Origin of the sequence: Leptospira bourretii, from assembly GCF_004770145.1 — a bacterium.
Lineage (GTDB): Bacteria > Spirochaetota > Leptospiria > Leptospirales > Leptospiraceae > Leptospira_A > Leptospira_A bourretii.
The window spans coordinates 389,050-408,926 of record NZ_RQFW01000019.1 but is presented as its reverse complement, the minus strand read 5'-3'; the positions used below and the strand labels follow the sequence as shown (position 1 = coordinate 408,926).

16 protein-coding genes are annotated in these 19,877 nt (G+C 39.0%); 9 read left to right on the top strand and 7 right to left on the bottom strand.

Going from position 1 to position 19,877, the window contains the following annotated elements:
* Positions 1-57 precede the first annotated feature (57 nt).
* Genes uvrC through EHQ47_RS16235 form a run of 4 tightly spaced genes read left to right on the top strand, consistent with a single transcriptional unit; the run spans position 58 to position 7,807 of the window.
* The gene (gene uvrC, locus EHQ47_RS16250; protein ID WP_135777582.1) at positions 58-1,899 is read left to right on the top strand and encodes an excinuclease ABC subunit UvrC; all 1,842 of its coding nucleotides are present in this window, start codon (positions 58-60) and stop codon (positions 1,897-1,899) included.
* A gap of 36 nt (positions 1,900-1,935) precedes the next feature.
* Positions 1,936-4,767: a lamin tail domain-containing protein gene (locus EHQ47_RS16245; protein WP_135777581.1), complete on the top strand. Its 2,832-nt coding sequence runs from the start codon at positions 1,936-1,938 to the stop codon at positions 4,765-4,767.
* Positions 4,764-6,194 carry an LA_2168 family protein gene (locus EHQ47_RS16240; RefSeq protein WP_135777580.1) on the top strand — a complete coding sequence of 477 codons (1,431 nt, stop codon included), beginning with the start codon at positions 4,764-4,766 and terminating at the stop codon, positions 6,192-6,194. Before EHQ47_RS16245 ends, EHQ47_RS16240 begins: the two co-directional genes overlap by 4 nt.
* Positions 6,191-7,807 (top strand): phospholipase D-like domain-containing protein, encoded by a 1,617-nt coding sequence (locus EHQ47_RS16235; RefSeq protein ID WP_135777579.1) that lies wholly within the window; start codon positions 6,191-6,193, stop codon positions 7,805-7,807. The genes EHQ47_RS16240 and EHQ47_RS16235 overlap by 4 nt, the downstream gene beginning before the upstream one ends.
* Here EHQ47_RS16235 and EHQ47_RS16230 read toward each other — a convergent pair whose 3' ends face one another.
* The 5 genes from EHQ47_RS16230 to EHQ47_RS16210 form a co-directional block, all read right to left on the bottom strand.
* A complete protein-coding gene (locus tag EHQ47_RS16230; protein ID WP_004783670.1) occupies positions 7,808-7,993 on the bottom strand; it encodes a hypothetical protein in 186 nt (61 codons plus the stop codon).
* 43 nt (positions 7,994-8,036) lie between these two features.
* Positions 8,037-9,278 carry an MFS transporter gene (locus EHQ47_RS16225; RefSeq protein ID WP_135748769.1) on the bottom strand — a complete coding sequence of 414 codons (1,242 nt, stop codon included), beginning with the start codon at positions 9,276-9,278 and terminating at the stop codon, positions 8,037-8,039.
* A gap of 67 nt (positions 9,279-9,345) precedes the next feature.
* Positions 9,346-10,323, bottom strand: coding sequence for an LBF_2017 N-terminal domain-containing protein (locus EHQ47_RS16220; RefSeq protein ID WP_135777578.1), 978 nt, complete (start codon positions 10,321-10,323; stop codon positions 9,346-9,348).
* A gap of 7 nt (positions 10,324-10,330) precedes the next feature.
* Complete coding sequence (locus tag EHQ47_RS16215) at positions 10,331-11,119, bottom strand: FecR family protein (protein ID WP_135748767.1); 789 nt, start codon at positions 11,117-11,119, stop codon at positions 10,331-10,333.
* Positions 11,120-11,273: 154 nt separating this feature from the next.
* Positions 11,274-11,819 carry an NUDIX hydrolase gene (locus EHQ47_RS16210; protein WP_135777577.1) on the bottom strand — a complete coding sequence of 182 codons (546 nt, stop codon included), beginning with the start codon at positions 11,817-11,819 and terminating at the stop codon, positions 11,274-11,276.
* A 120-nt stretch (positions 11,820-11,939) separates the two neighbouring features.
* Between EHQ47_RS16210 and EHQ47_RS16205 the strand changes: the two genes are divergently transcribed.
* The 5 genes from EHQ47_RS16205 (at position 11,940) to EHQ47_RS16185 (ending at position 17,855) form a co-directional block, all read left to right on the top strand.
* On the top strand, positions 11,940-12,536 hold the full coding sequence (locus EHQ47_RS16205) for a glutathione S-transferase family protein (RefSeq protein ID WP_135748765.1): 597 nt from the start codon (positions 11,940-11,942) through the stop codon (positions 12,534-12,536).
* 68 nt (positions 12,537-12,604) lie between these two features.
* Positions 12,605-14,620: an ATP-dependent helicase gene (locus tag EHQ47_RS16200; RefSeq protein WP_208727454.1), complete on the top strand. Its 2,016-nt coding sequence runs from the start codon at positions 12,605-12,607 to the stop codon at positions 14,618-14,620.
* The gene (locus EHQ47_RS16195) at positions 14,620-15,312 is read left to right on the top strand and encodes an LIC12587 family lipoprotein (RefSeq protein ID WP_135748763.1); all 693 of its coding nucleotides are present in this window, start codon (positions 14,620-14,622) and stop codon (positions 15,310-15,312) included. The genes EHQ47_RS16200 and EHQ47_RS16195 overlap by 1 nt, the downstream gene beginning before the upstream one ends.
* 6 nt (positions 15,313-15,318) lie before the next feature.
* Positions 15,319-17,502 carry an LIC_12586 family protein gene (locus EHQ47_RS16190; protein ID WP_244290386.1) on the top strand — a complete coding sequence of 728 codons (2,184 nt, stop codon included), beginning with the start codon at positions 15,319-15,321 and terminating at the stop codon, positions 17,500-17,502.
* Positions 17,487-17,855 carry a hypothetical protein gene (locus EHQ47_RS16185; protein WP_135777575.1) on the top strand — a complete coding sequence of 123 codons (369 nt, stop codon included), beginning with the start codon at positions 17,487-17,489 and terminating at the stop codon, positions 17,853-17,855. The genes EHQ47_RS16190 and EHQ47_RS16185 overlap by 16 nt, the downstream gene beginning before the upstream one ends.
* On the opposite strand, the gene lpxB is transcribed toward EHQ47_RS16185, so the two are convergent.
* Both lpxB and EHQ47_RS16175 read right to left on the bottom strand, forming a co-directional pair.
* Positions 17,829-19,040, bottom strand: coding sequence for a lipid-A-disaccharide synthase (gene lpxB / locus EHQ47_RS16180; protein ID WP_135777574.1), 1,212 nt, complete (start codon positions 19,038-19,040; stop codon positions 17,829-17,831). The two genes, EHQ47_RS16185 and lpxB, sit on opposite strands and share 27 nt — an antisense overlap.
* Positions 19,015-19,875, bottom strand: coding sequence for an LpxI family protein (locus EHQ47_RS16175; protein WP_135748760.1), 861 nt, complete (start codon positions 19,873-19,875; stop codon positions 19,015-19,017). Before EHQ47_RS16175 ends, lpxB begins: the two co-directional genes overlap by 26 nt.
* Between the last annotated feature and the right edge of the window lie 2 nt (positions 19,876-19,877).

Sequence of the window (19,877 nt, the reverse complement as noted above, 5' to 3'; positions counted from 1 at the left end):
CCTAGGGATACAAATTGTCTAAGAATTGTAAACGTAAAATTCCCGCATAAAACGATAATGAAAGACCAACTCATTCTAAAAACCATCCAAGAAAAGATTAAAAATTTAGGAAGCCAACCTGGATGTTACCTCTGGAAAAATGAGGAAGGAATTGTAATTTATGTTGGAAAAGCTCTCAAATTACAATCGAGGGTCCGCTCTTATTTAAATCCAAACCTAAAAGATCGCAAAACGCGGGCACTCTTCGTTGAGTTGTATGACCTGGATTGGATTGCCACCAGTACAGAAAAGGAAGCTTTGCTTCTTGAAGCCACACTCATCAAAAAGTACAATCCAAAGTTTAATGTTAGGTTAAAAGACGATAAAAAATATCCCTTTCTTTGTGTTTCCACAAGTGAAGACTTTCCCATGGTTTTTTTGACAAGAAATGTAAAAGACAATGGGGATCGCTACTTTGGGCCGTTTACAGATGTAAAAGCAGCTCGTGACACTTTAGAATTAATCCATCGAATTTTTCCCATTCGTAAAACCAAACTCAAACTCCCACTCGCAAAACCGCAAAGGCCTTGTCTCAATTTTCATATGGGTCGTTGTCTTGGGCCTTGCCAAGGAAATATTACAAAAGAAACCTATGGAGAATTGGTAGATGAGATATTGAGTTTTTTAGAAGGAAAAAAAGAACGATTGGTTGCCGGGCTCAAAACTTCGATGGTCAAAGCATCCGAACGAATGGAATATGAGAGAGCCGGATACTTAAAAGCAAGGATCGAAAAAATCAACCAAGTCAGAGAAAAACAAACCGTTGTCAGTATGGATGGAGGAGACGAAGACATACTCGGAATTAGCAAACGAGAGGATGAAGGCCAAGTTGTGATTTTAGAAGTAAGAGGGGGAAGGTTAGAAGGGAAAAAATCTTTTCCCATCACTGGGCTTTCCTTTTCAGATGATGAAGAAGTTTTTACTTCTTTTCTTCGGGATTATTATTTGAATGTCACAGTCCTTCCAAGTACTTTATTTTTACCTCCTTCTGCCAAAGGGAATTACGATGTTTTTGTGGAAGCTATCACCGAAAAATTAGGAACTTCTATCAAACTGAAGTTTCCAGAAATGGGACCTAAAAAATCACTGCTCCGTTTGGCGGAAAAAAATGCGGACCTCAGTTTGACAGAACGAATTCTTGCCACAAAACTTCGTGACCAATCGGTTGCAATGAAAGAACTCCAAGAAAAACTAAAACTTCCTGTTCTACCGAGAACGATTGAATGTTATGATATCTCACACTTCCAAGGTTCTTCCCCTGTGGCTAGTGGTGTTATGTTTGTCGACGGGAAACCGTATAAGGCTGGTTACAGGCATTATAAAATGCGTGGGTATGAGGGAATCAATGATCCAGGAATGATCCATGAAGTAATCGCAAGAAGACTCAGCCATTTAGTAAATGAAGAAGAACCGCTTCCCGATCTTATTGTCATCGATGGAGGACTAACTCAATTGTCTCGTGCTGCTGAAGCTGCAAATGCATTAGAACTTGGTCATATACCGATGGTGGGTCTTGCTAAAAAGAGAGAAGAGATTTATTTTCCCGGAGAAAAATATCCATATAGTTTTGATATCCATTCCCCCATGATGCGTCTTCTGCGGAATTTGCGAGACGAAGCTCACCGGTTTGGAGTTACCTTCCAACGTGTCCAAAGAAAGAAAAAAGCATTAAAAACAATTTTAGATGATATGGAAGACATTGGAGCAAGTCGCAGAAAAAGTATTCTTTCTTATTTCCAATCCAAAAAGAAAGTTACGGATGCCACAAAAGAGGAATTACAAAAAGTCCCTGGAATTGGACCTGTGCTTGCGGAAAAAATTTATCTTGGAATCCAAAAACTAAAAAAAATAGAACCATAAATTCTTTTTCCCCACCCAAAGGCCTCGAGGTGGGAGATGCAAAAACAAATCACGATCATTCTTTTTTTTCTTCTCTGTTCCTGTCAGAATCAAGAAGAGATCCCATTTTTTTTGTTTGGTAATCAGTTTGATCAATCTCCTCGCTTCGAGTTTCAATACGGAAATTTAGAAGAAGAGGAGAATGTCATTGAAGATACAAACCAAGTTCGTTATGAATCGGGTCTTCTTTGTATATATTCCTTACCTGTTTCCTTGTATAGACGAGAGTTAGGTGGAAAGTTTCGAATCTGTTGGAAAACAGATGAATCCAATTCCGAAAAATGGAAACTTGGGTTTTCTATTTTAGAGGAAGAAAAAAGTGAATATACTTCCTGGTTGGATAAGGGGAAGGGATGGACTGCCACACTCAAAGAATATGGGAATTGGAAAAAAGAATCTGACAAGTTGGGATTTGTTTTGGATTGGGATTCTCAGGTTTGGTCGAATGGGTTTGTCACCTACCAAACGTTTGCTCTTCCTCATCCACTTTTTTTACAGAGAACTTTGGACCAATGTGAGGTCTTGTTTTTTTCACACCAACTCAAAGGATCTCTGAACAAACAACTAGTTCTGTCTTTCGAACTTCCTTGCCCGGACATTGCTGCAATTACCGAAAGAATCCAGGTCCAAAATGAAGAATGGTTTTCTGAATGTGAACCGGGGGAACCTGTTGTTTCGGAATTATTTCGGCATTCAGAATCCAGTTTCCAAAGGTTTCTCGAATGGGAAAATCCTAAAGAAACCTTTCTTTGCCCCCGTTCGGAATCTTTGGATTGGGTAAAAGATGGATCTCAAACATCTTTTCGTTCGGAGGATTTTTCGAAACGGACCAAGTTGATTCTTCCGAAAGGGGTTCTCCTTTTCTCCGATGAACCAAAATTCCATGGAATTTTCCTTCCCAAAGAATATGGATCAAATTTAGGAACGAATACAAAGGTTCGGTGGGGAAATTCAGAATTTCTCGATTCCGAATTTAATTTTCGCCAAGGGGATGAATTTTTTTCAAACGAGTTTCATCCAGTATCCTGTCGAGATCAATTTCAGTTTTGGACTTCATCAGATCAATTTTGTGGAAACCCTGGGTTACCGAATCAATTCGAATCCAAACAGAAAGAAGGTGGTGTCCCTGGTTGTATCGCAGAACAAATTCAAATTACGGAATTTTATCCTGGGAATCAATTTGATTCCCAATTTCCTTTCCCTAGTTTTTTTGAATTTCAAAACATAGGAGAAAGTTGTGATGTTTCTTCCCTCAACTGGGTCTACAATGATACCATATATCCTTTGTCAGCTGATGAATGGGTGATTCATTCCAATTCTTATTTTATCATTTCTAAAAAACTTTGGTTGGGTTGGGATCTAAGAGCAAAAGAAAAACCTTTTTCGATTCCAAGAGTTGTTTTCCAGATTCCTAAATTTTTCTGGGAAGAAAGAAAGAGCCAAGTAAAAAACGAATTCCAACCTAGTCCCAGTTTGTTTCATTTACTTCGTTTTAAACAACAAAATCGATTTTCGATCGTTCGAGAATCAGGAAAGGAATTTCCCCATCCAAAAGAAGGTGCTTCATCAGAATTTTTGGAGTATGGTTTCCAATTTAGCCCAGGAAAACCTAACAAAAACTCTGCGAATTTTGTTCCTAGTGATTTATTGGAGTATGCACCAAACCAATCTCCTTTTTTGGATTTTGGATTCCAAAGTCATGTAGAAGGACTTGTCCAATTGGAAAGAGAAAACGGAAATCAATTTCTCTTTTGGAAACCAGAAGGAAAAACCATCCTAACCTTAGGAACAGAGCCTTCGGTTTGTAATGGGGATTTGTTTTACCAATTACCGGATGATTTTTTTACGAGCACCCTTTCATCATTACGGTATTTGGGGAATCAAAATGTTACCCCAACATTTATTTCTTGGGATCCAAAGTTTGCGAAAGAGAAATCTTTAGGGGGAACGAGGTCCCTCCATCCAGAACCAAATCCCATCGTATTTTCCAATTCTCTGGTTACATCGACTCTTTGTTCTGGGGATTGGCGTAGTCCCGGTTTGGTCAAAGAACGTAGTTTAGAAATTGAAAAAATCAATTTCCAAGTGTTATACTTTACGAACATTCCTTTGGGTAACCAAACAAATGTTTTGTTAGGAAATGGAAATTGGAAAATTCCAATTTCCTATACTTCACTTGGGAACAAGAATTATCAGCTGGATTTAAGTGGTTTCTCTTCCTTTTCTTCAGAAGAACAAGTTTATTCTTTTTGGTCTGATCCATCCTTACTCAAACCAAAAAGTTTTTTGGAACAAAAAGGTCCCCTTCAAATAGAAGCAATTTTTCCTAACCCAAAAGAATCACAAAATGAATGGATCTATGTTTGCAACCGATCTTCTGCGTCAGAAGATTTAAGTTTGTATTTGATTGAAGATGAAGTAAGTGTGGATGAACTTATTTCTTATCAGTCTCGTTTTCCAAATTCCACTCCTTTGGGAAAAAACGGCCAAAAATTCCAAACCAATCGTACGATTCTTGATCCGAATGTTTGTGCCTGGATTGTTGATCCTGACGGCAAAGATTGGTTTTTACCCATTTTTCATTCCGAATCAGATTTACTCCTCACAGTCAGAACTACACAAACCATTGGAAATGGAATTTCTTCAGGAGAATCCATCCAGTTACGAAAAAAACAAGGACAGAATTCCATCCTGATTTCTTCTTTTGGGCACAAAGAAAGTCATTCTTCATTTCACCTTTTAGTCAACACCGGAGAATTTCTTTGGCTCAAATCTGGTGCTTCAGGAATGTCTCCTTTTGACTACGAAACCTTTCGCGAGGAATTTTGAACTCGTTTCAAAAGTTTTTTCTGATCAGCTTCTTCTTGTTATTTGGGATGAGCTCCATCCAAGCAGTAGGAGTCGAAGTTGGAATTTTAGGATATGAATTGTTTTTTAAAGAAAAAACCCAAACAAACCAATTTCAATCTCCCATCTGGGATTTACAAATCCATCCAATGGGAAAAGAATTTCAAAATTCATCTTATTTGAACAGAGTCTCCGGCGAATCTATGTTTGTTGGCCTGAAAGACAAAAATAAAAGAGAAAATGTTGTCTGGGATTTAAATATTCAATTAACTTCAGGAATAGAAACAGGCCTTAGGCCTTTTTATTTGGGAAAAAATCATTTTATCGCTTACGAAACTTCCAAGTTCCTTTTTGGTGTTGGCCGCCGTGAACATTTATTCCGTCCCAAAAGTTTTGGATCAAGTTACGATGGTGGGGATGGTTTTTTTTTGGAATTTTTTCCGCAGCCAAATCTTACCCTACAATTTTTTCTTTGGGACCATTATTCAGGGGTCTTATTACTTGAGAAAGACCGGTTCCTGTCTCTATTACAGATTCCTTCGGAAGATTTGAATTCCTATAGCGAACTTCGCAACAAAGACCAGCGAACAAATGTGAGTCATCACAGGAGACACTCCTTTGGTCTTGTTTACGGAGAGTATCTTTCCCTTCGTTTGGGCATTCAGTATGTGGAACTGGGAAGTTGGGGAAAACATGTTAAAGATCATACAAAGGAAACAAAGGCATCTGGAGCCGATGGGGATTCTCTCCTCAATGGAAATGTTGGTTTTCGATTTGATGCAGAGATTTGGGAGGTCCAATTTGATTTTTTATGGGCAAAGGGAAACGACAGAACCAATTCAAAAGTAGCCACCCAGTCCAGTTCGATTCCGATTGCAGGGGAAGCAATCCAGTTGGGATCAGAGGTTCGTTTTGGAGGTTTTTTAATCCGCAGTTCTCATTTTATTTCTGATCGAGAAGAAAGGAATCAAAAGAACCAAATCATCCGCGACGGTTATGTATCCATGGGTTCCCATCCAGCACAAACACCTTATCTTTCACAAATCTTTCGTATTTTTCCTTCTGCAGCCTTAACAGAAAGGGGATATGAAAAAAACTATGCACTAAAGGAAGGTCGGTCCTTCGGATATCTAAATGAACTTGTTTTGCAATTCACCTATCGTCAGTTTGTTCTAAAAATCATCGGTTCTTATTTTTTACCTTACCAAGTCACAAGACCGAGTGATGGACGAATCAGTTTTCAAAAAAGAGACTTTGAAGTATTTTATATCGGCGAAGGTTTACTCGAGTTTTCTTTAAAAGAAGATTCTTCCTTTGAATTGGGAATTGGTGTATCTCAATTGTTTGTGCCAGATTCTTTGGGCCTCAAATCAAATTTTGGTTATGTTTTTGGGAGGTTGGAAATATGAAACAATTCTGTTTTGTCTTTTTGATTTTTTCGTTTGGATTCTTTCACTTTTGCCAAAAACCAAAATCGAAGATTGATTTAACTTCTCTTTTGTATGGTAACCCTCCGTTGACAGAATTATATTTTTCGTATCCAGGTCGCGATGTGGCTGATGAAAAAAAAAGAATTGTAAAGGATGTTTTGATTTCCGAGATCAGAAAGGCAAAAGTTTCCATTCGAGCGTACCTATATTCCATTGATGATTACGAAATTTTGACAGAACTTTATTTGAAACAAAGGGCTGGAGTTCGGATTGAATTGTTTGGTGATAAAGAAGAAGATTATTCCGAATTGGAATCCCTTGGACTGGGAATCCAAAGATGGTCAGGCTCGGGGATTCACCACACTAAAATCTGGATCTTTGACCAGAACCGATTTTTTTCAGGAACAGGGAACTTTACAACTCATGGCCTTGCCACAGACAATAATGTTTTTTGGATGCATAACATTTCTCAAAAAGAATGGGAGGAGATCACAACAACGTTAGATGGAAAAAATCCAAATGGATCTTTTCGAATTGGGCCTCTCGTTTATTGGACTTCACCGGAGGCCGGTCTTGAAATCCAGCAGCAGTTACTTGAGGCTGTGGATTCGGCGAAACATTCAATCAAATATTTGATCTATTCTCACTATGATCCTTTACTTAGTCTGAAACTTATTGAGGCAAACAAACGAGGAGTTCGGATTGAAGCTGTTTATAACGCACCTATGTCCACAAATCCAGAAGGCATCTACTTAAGTCAAAATTTAGAGTATCCTTCTCAGATTTGGGAAGATGGAAATCTTGATATTGTTTTTAAAGATGATCGTTATCTTGGAGGTTTGTTGCACCACAAAACAATGATCATTGATGACCAAATTGTTTATACGGGTTCTTATAATTATTCTGTTTCAGCGAGAGATAAAAATAAGGAAATATTTGTAAGGTTTGACCACCCTTTGATTGCAAAGGAATTTCTAATGGAATGGAAGAGGATTTTGTGGATGGCAAATCTCATTTCCCCTAGTTTCGATGGAGGAAGCAATTTGGGAAACAACGGAGATATTCGGATGTTTTCAATTGATCAATTTCAAAATTCTCTTTTTCAAACCAATCTTCTATTCAATGCAGATGGAATCTTTGATTCTAATTCCAATGCACTTTCCAGTGCATACAAACAAACGTTTGGTTTCACTGGCATCAGTCGATCCAAAGAAGGGGAGCGGTTCCTTTTTCATTCTAAAATGATAGATCCAATTTGGGAAGAAAGTGAAGGATCAAATTTACAATTGTTATTCCAAAACTATTTTTTAGGCACAAAACTAAATCTTTCCAATGGAGAAAGAATCCTTTCTATTTCGTTTTGGGACGGATCCCACCCAAAAGAATTTTATTTGTTGGATGAAAATTCAACAATTTTAGGCCAAACTGATTTTTGGAAGGGAAGAAACTTATGGTTTTGGGTGCATACAGAAAAAAGGATTCTTTCTTTTTGTCACACAAAAGAGAAAATGAAACCACCTGAGTGGATGGTATTTCTTAAAAACCGGTTGGAGGTAAAAGGAAAACATTCACCATTATGTTCAAATGACTAATCATTCCATTTTATCTTCTATTACAGGAACAAGGATCTTTGCAATTTCATCTTGGAGTTTCATGTAGTTGTTGATTCCCAAATGAGTGATTTGTTTGTTCACATCGTTTAACATCGTTTGTATGAGCAAGATAAGCGTGTGTTTTTTATCTGCTGGAATTTTGGAATCATGGATTAAATCTGACATGGCTTGTCCAGTATTCACTGGAAAAGAGATTTTCCAAGCACTTTTAGACCCAGTTTTTCAGTTCTAACTCTTTCAACTTAGGAGAAAAACGGAAGGTAAAAAAAACGATGAGTATGGTCATTGTGGCACCAAAGACCACCGATCCAACAGGGCCTAGGATTTTTGCGGAAACCCCTGATTCAAAGGCACCAATCTCGTTGGAGGAACCAATAAACACTTTGTTAATTGCACTCACTCTTCCTCGCATTTCTTCCGGTGTCATGGTTTGCATAATGGTAGAACGAACAACAACAGACACACTATCAAAGACTCCGGATAAAAATAAGGCAAAAAGTGAAAGTAAAAAGGAATGAGAAAGACCAAACACTAACATACAAACACCAAAGCCAAATACGCAGAAAAGTAAAACTCGCCCTGATTTTTCTAGTGGTGGTTTGTACGTGAGGTAGTAGGCCATCAGCAGTGCTCCAAGTGATGGGGCAGCACGTAAATACCCTAGGCCTTCTGAACCTACAAATAAAATATCTTTTGCATAGACTGGCAAAAGAGCAACGGCTCCACCGAAAAGAACGGCAAACATATCTAGGGCCATAGCACCTAACATCACTTCATTTTTTAAAACAAAACGAAGTCCAACAAGTAGGCTATCTTTCAAAGCTTCCTTTTCTTTTCGTTCGGGAAGGCTTCTTTTGGCGATCCAAAAGAACAATAAAAAGGGAAGTCCAATACAAATAGAATCAAGGGCATAGGCTGCTTGCATTCCAAAAGTACCATATACAATTCCACCGAGAGCCGGGCCAATGACAGCACCTGCTTGGAAAGAGGTCCCCATCCAGGCAGCAGAATGTGGGTAATGTTCTCTGGGAACAAGTTGTGTCACAAAACTAAAGATCGCAGGAGAAATAAATCCTCTCGCAATTCCAGAAACCAAAATGACTAAAAAGATTGGATAAGCTTTGTAGGTTTCGAGTAAAAAACCCAAAGGTCCAGTGAATGCAAAAAGTGTTAAGGAACAAACAAGTAAAAAGAATAAACAAACTACAATGATATTGCGCCTGTCTCTGAGATCAGCTAAATGGCCTGCATAAAGGGAGACGATGATGGAGGGAATGGCTTCAAAAAGTCCAACAAGGCCTAAGTCCAGAACACTTCCTGTTAGTTCATAAACCTGCCAACCGACAATGGTTGCCTGAATATTGATCGCAAGAACCATAAAGAATCTGGCGAAAATAAAAAATCGAAAATCGCGGTGTTTGAAAATGGCCAAAGAAAGGTTTTTCTTCATCTCTTTAGCCAATGATTATAAGTGATTCATTTGGGGCAATCGACAATCTAAATGGTAGGTCTTCCGATCACTCACTACCCAGTTGGAAATTTAAAGTTTTTACTGCCTCTTCATTTCCAACATTGTCAACAGCATAATAGAAAAGTTGGAAAGAACCTTTACATACTGATTTTATTTCACTAATGGAAATTTCCGATTGATACGATTTAAACTCAGTTTGCGTGCCCGACTGACAAGTATAAGCTGTCAAAATATCCTTGGTTCCGCTATATCGATCCTTGGCAATCAGCTTAACTTTGGTCTCTGGTGAAAGGTATTTGTGGCCTCCTTTCCCAATAGAATTTGGACCTACCCATTCCCATCTTGTTTCAGGTGCAGAGGTATCTTTTATAAAGTCTAAAACTTGCATTGGTTCTTTATTACCAGCATGGTCCAAAGAGAAATATAAAAATTTATAACTCCCTTCTTCTTGGATGGGAACAGAAGTCATCGCTTTGCTAGAATTCCAATGGCCACCGTTGATGCGGTATCGAATTTCAGCCACACCAGAAGCATCATCCGACGGATTCAAAGTAAGTTGGTCTTTTGTGAGATAACGAACAGAATCATCCTTTTCCTTTACGATGACAAAACTTTCTGTCGAAACAACAGAAGAGACTTTTTTGGGTTCTGCCTTCGGAACGAAGGTCTTTTTGGCAACAAACTCTTTGGGAACCGAGAGAGGTGATCCTGGATCTACATTTGTTGAATAAACTTGCGTCCAAAACCCTTTGGCACCATATTCACCTAACCTGCGAACACGAAAGTATTCAAAGTCATCTTTTGGTGTGACGGTAATTCGGTTTCCTTTGAACTGAATGGACTCTGGCGGTTTTGGGGCAATCGTATCCCCATTTTCGTTTGGTTTCTCTTGCCAAAGTTCTAATTCAAAAGTAGCATCCGGTTCTGCATCAATGGCAATCCGAAGTTCTCTTTTTGGTTTAGAAACAAGAGAACTAAAAGCAAAAACAAAAATGGAAAATATCAGTAAAAATTTTCGATTCATATTCCTTCTATTCTTCTTTGAGGCGAGGTGCTTCTGGAATTTTATATGGTTGTACGGGAGACTTACCTTTTTCAACAAAAGTTGCCATCCCTTGTTTTAACTCGACAGTTTTCCCTTGCGCAGCAACATCAACTACGCCTTCAAAACAAGAAATAGTCGAACTTAAACGTTCATCTAACTCCACTCGGAATTCAGTTCCTCGAACTCCCGCAGTGGAAGAGGGGCTTACAATATTGAATTTATGTTCTGTGGTCGGTGGATTGGATTTTGTTACCTTTGCATCCAAACTTCCTTTGAACAAGGCAACAGTCACAGGCCCACCTTTTTTATCTTCGCCTTTTACTTCAAAATGGCTGTTCGTCAGTATTCGCACCATACCGACGTTATTGATATGTAGGTCTGTTTTGCCTTTGCCCGATGTTTTGATCTGGTCGTTCGGGTGCAGTTCTTGTCCTAATTTTAGGGGAACCCAAGGCCCTTTCCCACCAGTTCCATTCCATTCTACTTGTCCCATCACAAATTCAGTGACCCCGACAACTGCTTTCCGAAGGAAAACAGGAACAACTAAAGTCAAACCCGGTTTGATTAAGTCTGGGTTCGGGATTTTGTTGTGTTTTAAAAGTTCTGGCCAACGTTTCGGATCGGAAAGATGTCTTTCCGAAATTAAGGAAAGAGTTTCGCCTTTTTGGACTGTAATGGTGATGGGTTCTAATGTTTCGGCACCTTCCGCAAAGAGTGAATATTGACCGAATATTATGATAAGTACTAAGATTGATTGTGCGATGGACTTTCTCATATTCGTAGTCTCTCAAACTTATGTTTAAATTTCCAGCGATTTCGAAAATCTTGGGGATTTTTCTAAACACAGTCCCTTCTATTTTTTAGAATTCACTAAAGAATGAATGTGATTCTACGAGGACTCTTTAGTAAAAAACTCTACAATCGTTAGATCATTCTTTAAAATTAAGAAAGTAAAGTCCAAGAGCTGCTGCCATATGTGGATGATGGATGGTTCCATCAAGTAACAGTTGTTTTACCTCATCTGGTTTCTTTAATACAACTTCGATATCTTCTCCTTCATCAAATTCTACATCATGAAGTTGTTCCACATCATAGGCAACATAGGAATAAGACCAATTGGTAAACATGGCTGGATTACCGGAAAACTTAGAGAGCAATTTGTATTTTGATCTTTCAGTGGCAAAACCGGTTTCTTCTCTGAGTTCTCGAATGGCGGATTCCAGTTCGGAGCCGGGTCCATCTTCGTCTACAATTCCACCGGGGATTTCCAAACTATCTTCACCAATTCCATGTCGGTATTGTTTGATCAGAAGAATCTCTCCCGTTTTTGTCACTGGTACAACATTGACCCAGTTTTTAGATTTTAGAACATAATAGGTTTTTTCTTCCGTTGAGCGGGGAAGTTGGATATCAAAACTAGCAAGAGTATAAATGGGAGTAGGGTAGAGATCTTTCCAGTTTTTTCGTTCTTTCACTTTGGTTTCCTGCTGACAAAGGAAATCGGTTTCCGTGGATTGTATAGAGATTTTCCATCTTTTTTGTCATACTCAAAATCTTCCTCTTGCGGATTCCGGGATAAGGAAAACTATCTCCATATGAAATTATATGGAAGCATCACATCTCCTTATGTAAGAAGGATTCGTTTTCTTTGTTTGGAATTAGGTATTCCTTTTTCTCTCACCGATACCATGACAGAAGCCGGCCAAAAAGAATTACGCGAAAAAACTCCTCTTTGGAAAATTCCTTATGCTGAAATTGATGATTTGAAAATTTGGGACAGCCACACCATCACCGATTATATTTTTGAGACAAAAGGCAATGGGAACTTTCGCCCGCAAAAAGGCCCCCACCATTACAGAGAAGCGAATTTGCTGACTGCCATAGACCAAGCTCTCGACAATGGAATTTTACTGTTTTATTTGAATAAAGAAGGGATCAAACCAGATGCCGCTCCTTATCTAACAAAAAATGCACTTCGGATCAGTTCTATTTTGGATTATATCAAACGTGAGTTAAACGGTCATTTTTTCTTTACGGATGGGAAAATTGGACTCTCTGAAATTGCCCTCTACACAGCCCTAGATTGGATTCGGTTTCGTTCTGTTCTACCAATCGATGAAGATCCAGTTTTTGCCGGTTTTTTAAACTTCCACGGTCAGAACAAATCTTGGAAGGAAACTGCCCCTAAGTAATAAAGAACAGTCGTTTTTCACTCGACCAGATGGGATTTCCTTGGATTATGTCCCTTACTGGTCCCCTTATGAAATTGAATGCGGCGCAAATGGAAGCAGTCTCGACCATCCAAGGTCCCCTTTTGGTCTTTGCTGGTGCGGGATCCGGAAAAACCAGGGTCATTACCAACCGGATTGCTCATATGGTAGAAGGGGTAAAAATCCCTGCGAGTAAAATTGTTGCGCTTTCTTTTACGAATAAAAGTGCCAAAGAGATGGCCGAACGCCTAAGAAAAATGGTTCCCAGGGAAAAACTGAAAGGAATCACTCTTTCCACCTTCCATTCGTTAGGTTTAAAGATATTAAAAGAACATATCACAAAACTTGGATACAACGAAACCTTTTTGTTATTCAACGGAACCGACCAAGAGGCCTTTATTTCTGATCTATTAAAGTCCAAACGTTTGGATCCTAAAAAAGTTCCTCCGAAAGAAATCCTTCGCCGTATTTCTTATGCAAAAAATACACAGGTCCATCCGAGAGACAATGGGCTTACTGAAGAATTTGATCTTGTCGCAGCGGAACTTTTTTCTATGTATGAAGAGGGCTTAAAGGAAAAAAATGCAATCGACTTTGATGATTTGATTTTACTTCCCAAACGTCTGTTAGCTGAGTTTCCTGAAATTGCTGCCTATTACCAAAGGAAACACGAATATTATTTGGTGGATGAATTCCAAGATACAAACCAACTCCAATATGAGTTTTTATCACTTTTTCGTGGGAAAAGTGATAACCTTTGTGTTGTGGGGGATGATGACCAAAGTATCTATGCATTCCGTGGTTCCAATGTCCAACTCATCCTCAATTTTGAAAGGGAATTTCCTCATGCAAAAGTAGTAAGGTTACTGGAGAACTATCGTTCGACTTCTCTCATCATCCAAGCGGCAAACTCTCTCATCCAAAACAACAAAGGCCGTAAGGAAAAAACTCTTTATAGTCGTATCCCTTCTGCGGAACGAGTGGAATACTATGAAACTGCCGATGAAAGGGAAGAAGCCATTTTTGTGGCAGGTAGGATCCAAACCTTACTCATCAAAAATGAATTTAAGGGAAAAGAAATTGCCATCCTCTTTCGCACCAATTTCCAATCTCGTCCCTTTGAAGAAGAACTTCGTAACCGGAGTATCCCATACAAGGTAGTGGGCGGTTATAATTTTTTTGACAGGAAGGAAATTCGGGATTGTATTTCTTACTTACGTTATGTGGCAAACCCTAAGGACGATTATTCACTACTTCGAATCATCAACTACCCAAAACGCGGGATAGGCCCCGGCACCATGCAAAAACTCCAAGAGGAAGCTTTTACCCATAAACTATCTTTGTACGAAATCTTTCATAAAATGATTGAGAGTCCTGACTATTTGCCCGAAGTAAAAGCTAAGGTCAGACAAGAAATCTACCAATTTGTAGAAATGGTAGATGCTTTTAAAAAGAAATTTGCGATGTCACCGAAACTGGCACCGATCCTTCGGGAAATGATCACCCAAATCGGTTTTGAGCGGGAAATCTCCATGGAAGAAACCGAAGAGAAAGTGGTCAAAGCTCGGATTTACAATTTGAGTGAACTTGTGAATATGTTGTCCTTTTTTGAAGAGGAAGAGGGCCGTGAAGGTAAGGCCACCATTTTCGACTTTTTGCAAAGGCTTGTCCTCCTGATGGAAGACGAACCCAAAGAGGACGAAGAAGACCGAAGGGTGCAACTTCTGACAATGCACCAATCCAAAGGATTGGAATACGATTTAGTTTTTTTAGTGGGCCTGGAAGAGGGAATTTTACCGAACTCACGTGTTATAGAAGAAGAAGGGGAAGTGGTCGATGAAGAAAGACGCCTTCTCTACGTGGGTATGACTCGCCCAAGGCGAAAATTGTACTTGACTTCGGCTCGTACAAGACGCAAATTTGGGGAGCAAATCGAGAGTGCCCCCTCTCGGTTTTTAAATGAGCTGTCTCAGGACGCTGTTCTTTTTTTCCCGATGGAAACGAAGGATAGAGACACAGAAACTAAGAATTTCTTAGAGGAATTAGACAAACTAAAGGTAGGCTAATGAAATCGATTCTCCCACTAACCCTCATTTTGGCGTTGGTTGTGGCATTTGAAAATTGTGCATCAAATCAAGGAAACCAAAAACTAGGAGTTTCCAAAATCAATACAGGGTCCCATTTGGCCCAAATCGAATCCATCGATGCTGATCTCAAATCCTCTGCTTTATCTGACGAATCCCGAGACAAACTAGTGATCCGAAAAGGAAAACTTCTACTCGATCTTGGAAAATATGATGAAACTATCTCTACACTCAACCAAGTGAACCAGGCAAAGTCCAACCCTGTCCAACTTTCTGAGTGGAATCTCACAATGGGCAAAGCTTATGTGGGAAAAAATGAATATTCGAAAGCCATTCAATTTCTAAACCAATCCGAAAGATTGGATAAAAACACGAACCTTATGGAACGTAAAAAACTCGTAGTGCAATCACTTGTTGCAGAAAGGGAATACTATCCTGCTCTTGCAACACTTACGAAAACTTACACCAAAGGGAATCAGAAAAAAGACGAATTCTATTATGAAACTGCTGCAAAGACCTATTTAAAAATGGGCTTTGAGTATAAGAACACAGGTTTTTACCAAAAAGGTTTGCAAGTTGCCAATTTAGGATTGGAAGAATTTCCGAACAACGAAACTCTGAAGTCCATTCAGAAGGAATGTTTGGAAGTATTGCAGCCGGAGGGCAAACTCTAAGTTCTTTTGGAACGAATCTTTTCTTTACAACGCCTAATTCTCTTTAGGCAATCGTTGATTTACCTACTGAATAGAATCCGTGAAAACAAACGGGTTCTATTTTCGTTTTTAGCGCTTGGGTTTATCTTTTTTTGTTTTATCCTCTGTTATTACGGTCTTGAGTTTTATCTCCGCAATTACCGCATCCCTTTAGTGCAACTTAGGAAAGTCGTTTCCTATACCATTAACAAAGAACTCGGCAAAGCGGTTGACATTGGGGTTCTTGACTTTTCCTTAAGAGAGGGCCTTATCATCGAAGACCTTGTGGTTTCGAATGAAGAAGATTTTTCCTTTAACGATCATATGTTGAAGGTAAAAAAAGTAACCTTTCGACTTTCCAGTTATTTTAAAGAATCTCCCACTGTTGAACAAATCGATTTTTATAGCCCTCATTTGGTATTAAATGAAAATGCCAGTTTACGAAATCAACTCATCGAATATGCGCAAAAGAGCAAACTAAAGGACATTCGGTTTCATGATGCGAGGCTTACGGTCAAACAGAATGATTCTACTTTGGTCGACTGGAAAGAAGGTTGGGATATTGTATTAAAACGAAAAAACAAACGCCTGTATCTTTCATATAACAACGGTTGGTTTTGGATTCCGAACTCCACACGAATCAAAGGAGAAGGGGAATTCAGCGAAGCCGGTTTGGATGAGTTCCAGTTTGAATTTAAATGGAAAAACTATCCATCAGAAGAGGCCATCATCCTTACCAATTACCTTTTTGGATCCAGCGTACATTCAGCAGTTCTTTCTGGTGAAGGAAAGGTGAGTCGTGACCCTGTTTCTGGATTTGTTGCAAAAGGAGATGTTGAGTTTGAAAATTCGTTTATCCCTCTTCCTTTTTTTGAAAATTATATTTTGGATGGGTTTCGATTTCGTGAGGTGTTTTTATTTACTCCGAACAAAGAAGAAAGGGAATTTTTGGGAACTGATTTTCGTATCAAAACTTCAATCAAATCAGAAACTGTAAAGGAAACAGTTCTCGACAGACATTTCGAATTTCAAATTGAATCTTTGGAAGACATTGCAGAAAGGATTTCTGACCTTTCTGGCAACTTCACACTTCCTTTATCAGGAAGTTTAAAAGGTAATATTGACCTAACAGAAACAGGTGATAAAAACAAATGGTTTTTGCTACGAGGAGAAGTAACTGGATCAGATATTCAGTGGGACTCTAAACTACTGCAGTTAGAAAAAGGAAATTTCTCCTTAAAACTAACCGAAGGCAACGAATGGGCTTTCAATTTTGATTCTTTATTTTTTGGGAAACCAACCCATCTTTCTGGTGGAGGGAATTCCACTTGGGGTCGGTCTAAAAAAACGGACGGTTCCTATTATTACCCATTACAATCCAAAACAAAACTGAATTTCCAAACACCGGATCTAACTGCCAATGATTGGAAACCATTGTATGAAGACTGGAAACAGGAAACCTTAGAAGAAATCAGAGAAAGACAAGAAAAACTAATTCCAGAAGAATACTTTTACCAAACAAAGATTTATAAATATTTTTTGGAAATGATGAATTTGGATCTCTCCATTCAAATAACTAATTATTTTCCATATAGTGGATCCCAATCATTAGGAGAAGCCAAGGGAAATTTTCTTGTGAAAGATGGTCGAATGAACCTTGTTTTGAATCTGGGGAATTCAAATTCTAAATTATCTGCTGTTTCATATTTTGCGAGTAAAACTCCTAACTTTGGTTTGAGTTTGGTGTTAAGTGAATACCCCTGGTCAGACCCTTGGATGAATTTCTGTGGAGCGGAACTAAAACCAACTCATGTTAGTTTAGATTATAGTTTTAATAGCATTGGAAGCGATTATTATAGCCTTCATAAGGATGCACGAACTTCATATTCACTCAAATTGTTTGGAGTGGATTTTAAGCAGGCAGATTTGGTCCCTAAGTTGGAAATGGATCTTAGTCCTTTCAAAAAACCCTTTCGGATTGAATTTGATTTGAGCCGCTATTCGGATATGGACTATATTTCTAATTTAGTAGTTTCCAGTGATACCTTAGATTTGAAAGGTTATGGAAATAACAAAAATGGAAACTATGCCTTCACTGCTTATGGGGCGGTGGGAGTATCGCGAGGGACTTTCAGTTTTACAGAAGAGGAAAATAAATGCGTCATCAAATAATTACCTTTGGATTCATTTTTCTTTTCTTAATTTGTTTTCAATGCAAAGACAAAAAAAATCCAGCAGACATTGCTCCAGAAATTTCCAAATTGCCTGCGTTTGGTGGAGAATGGGTTCTCGAGTGGGAAAATAGAACGCATTTATTAAATATTTTACCGGAAGAAAATAAGGTCCTTTGGAATGGGGCAGAGGACTTACGTTTAGAATTGGATTCAGTAGGAATCCGATTAGCAGCAAACGACGAAGAATCCATTAAAGGATATTTTTTATATTCGGATCTAAAACCTAAGTCTTGGATTGGGACTTGGGAAAATCGAGTGGTTCGTTTAATTCGAAAGACTGCGAAGGAGTGATTGGATTTCCTTTGCTGCCTTTTTGGAAGCATTGGTGGTTCCCAGTTCTCTTTCTTTTGCATCCCGAAGAATCCCTTTGATTTTATTTCTGAGTTTTGTATTGGAAAGAATTTTCCAAGCTTCCTCAAAAATATACTTTGGCTGGCATTCGTTTTGGGTAATCTCGCGGCAAACTTCCTCACCCGAAAGGATATTTGCAAGGCCAATGAACTTGGATCTCATGAGAAGGGATCCTAAAAGATAAGTAAACAAACTCACCTTATAAAGAATGACCATGGGTGTTTCAAAATAAAGTCCTTCTAGAGTTGCCGTACCAGACGCAATGAGAAGAAGATCACTGGTCTCCATCACCCGTAAGGAGGCATTCCACAAATAATGAATTTGGATGTCAGGATGGATTTGTTTTAAGGACTCAATTTTTTCTAAAATAAAGGATTCTTCTTTTGCATTGATGTTGGGCAGAAGGAATACCACTTTCTTTTTTTCCAGTTTGCAATGTTCGTGGAGGAGGGCAGCAGTTCCGAGAATGGGGTCGATCAACCTTCGAATTTCACCTTTCCTCGAACCAGGTAGGAGACCTACTGTATACCCATGGTGGGGGTCGGGAAGTTTCTCTGTGATCACCGGTTCTTTTTTTAATTTTTCAGGAATTCGTTTGGTGATGGGGTGACCCACAAACTTAGCATTCACTCCGTATTCCGTATAAATCTCTTCTTCAAATCGGAAGAGGGTGAGCATCAGCGCAATTTGTTCTTTGATAAAATAGATACGGTTGAACTTCCATGCCCAAATTTGCGGTGATACATAGAAAACAGTTGGGATTCCTCTCTGCTTTAATTCCTTCGCCAAACGTAAGTTAAAGCCAGGGTAATCAATTAAAATAGCAAGTTTGGTTGGCCTATGATTGGTTTCTTCTAAAACACGATAAAATATTTTTTTCAAAAAACTGTATTTTTTTAAGGCTTCGGAAAAACCAATCACACTGAGTTGTTCTAATTCTTCCATAGAATCTAGACCTTGGTGGATCATTCCTTCTCCACCAATTCCATAGAACTTGTATTCTGGTTCTAGAATGGACAATTCTTGTAATAGGTCAGCTCCGAGCAAATCGCCAGAATGTTCCCCGGCAATGACTAAGATGTTTTTGTCTGATTGGATACTATGGGACTTTTTTTTGTTTACCATTGAGAACCTTACTACCGCTTTTTCCTATCACACAAAAGTTTAATTTATGTTTGGTGGCAAATTCAATTGCATCTTTTGGATCCACAACTAAGGTTTCTCCTTCGCGAATGCATAGTGTTTTACAACCACTTTCGAGCATCATTTGAAAGGTATGGATCCCAATGGTGGGTAAGTCGAAGCGGTCGTCTTGTTTGGCTTTTGGGCTTTTGCAAACAACAGCATCTCCTTTCTTTTTGGTATACAAACCACCTCGTTTGATGGTTTCATCGGTCCCTTCCACAGCTTCCACTGCGATTACCGATTCGTCACAAACCACAACCATTTGCCCAATGTCTAAATCGGCCATTTTTTCGGCGTAGAACATCCCAAAGTCGATGTCTTTTAGTTCTTGGGATCCAAACTTTTTAGGAGTGTATCTTCCTTCCGGAAGGAGTAATGATTTTAGATAGATCTTTTGAGAGATCACCTTGACTCCCATGGCCTCAAACTCATCGGCAATGGCTAAAAAGATGGGATAGTCATTTCTGTTGATGGTTTTTGCAAGGATAGCAAGGGCCTTTAGGTCGAATTTTAACTTTTGAAAGAGTAGGTCTTTTCGCACCTTACCAAGCATTAAAATTCTTGTGATCTTTTCCTTTTGAATGGTTTTGAGAATTTTGCCTACTTGGGTGATATGGACTGGGATCGTACGGGCACTGTGTTCTCTCGGCGAAAAATCAGACTCGATGAGCCCAAGAAACAGGGGATCTTCCCCTGCTGCCAAAGCTTCGGACATTCCAATATGGGGAAGTTCCCCACCACCAGCAATAATGGCTAATCGGCCTTTCTGTGCCAAAG

Bases quoted from the DNA above. Each gene is read 5' to 3' on its own strand.
- EHQ47_RS16225 (WP_135748769.1), bottom strand. From the start codon at position 9,278: ATGAAGAAAAACCTTTCTTTGGCCATTTTCAAACACCGCGATTTTCGA.
- EHQ47_RS16200 (WP_208727454.1), top strand. From the start codon at position 12,605: ATGAAATTGAATGCGGCGCAAATGGAAGCAGTCTCGACCATCCAAGGT.
- EHQ47_RS16215 (WP_135748767.1), bottom strand. From the start codon at position 11,119: ATGAGAAAGTCCATCGCACAATCAATCTTAGTACTTATCATAATATTC.
- EHQ47_RS16185 (WP_135777575.1), top strand. From the start codon at position 17,487: ATGCGTCATCAAATAATTACCTTTGGATTCATTTTTCTTTTCTTAATT.
- EHQ47_RS16245 (WP_135777581.1), top strand. From the start codon at position 1,936: ATGCAAAAACAAATCACGATCATTCTTTTTTTTCTTCTCTGTTCCTGT.
- lpxB (WP_135777574.1), bottom strand. From the start codon at position 19,040: ATGGTAAACAAAAAAAAGTCCCATAGTATCCAATCAGACAAAAACATC.
- EHQ47_RS16235 (WP_135777579.1), top strand. From the start codon at position 6,191: ATGAAACAATTCTGTTTTGTCTTTTTGATTTTTTCGTTTGGATTCTTT.
- uvrC (WP_135777582.1), top strand. From the start codon at position 58: ATGAAAGACCAACTCATTCTAAAAACCATCCAAGAAAAGATTAAAAAT.
- EHQ47_RS16205 (WP_135748765.1), top strand. From the start codon at position 11,940: ATGAAATTATATGGAAGCATCACATCTCCTTATGTAAGAAGGATTCGT.
- EHQ47_RS16195 (WP_135748763.1), top strand. From the start codon at position 14,620: ATGAAATCGATTCTCCCACTAACCCTCATTTTGGCGTTGGTTGTGGCA.
- EHQ47_RS16230 (WP_004783670.1), bottom strand. From the start codon at position 7,993: ATGTCAGATTTAATCCATGATTCCAAAATTCCAGCAGATAAAAAACAC.
- EHQ47_RS16220 (WP_135777578.1), bottom strand. From the start codon at position 10,323: ATGAATCGAAAATTTTTACTGATATTTTCCATTTTTGTTTTTGCTTTT.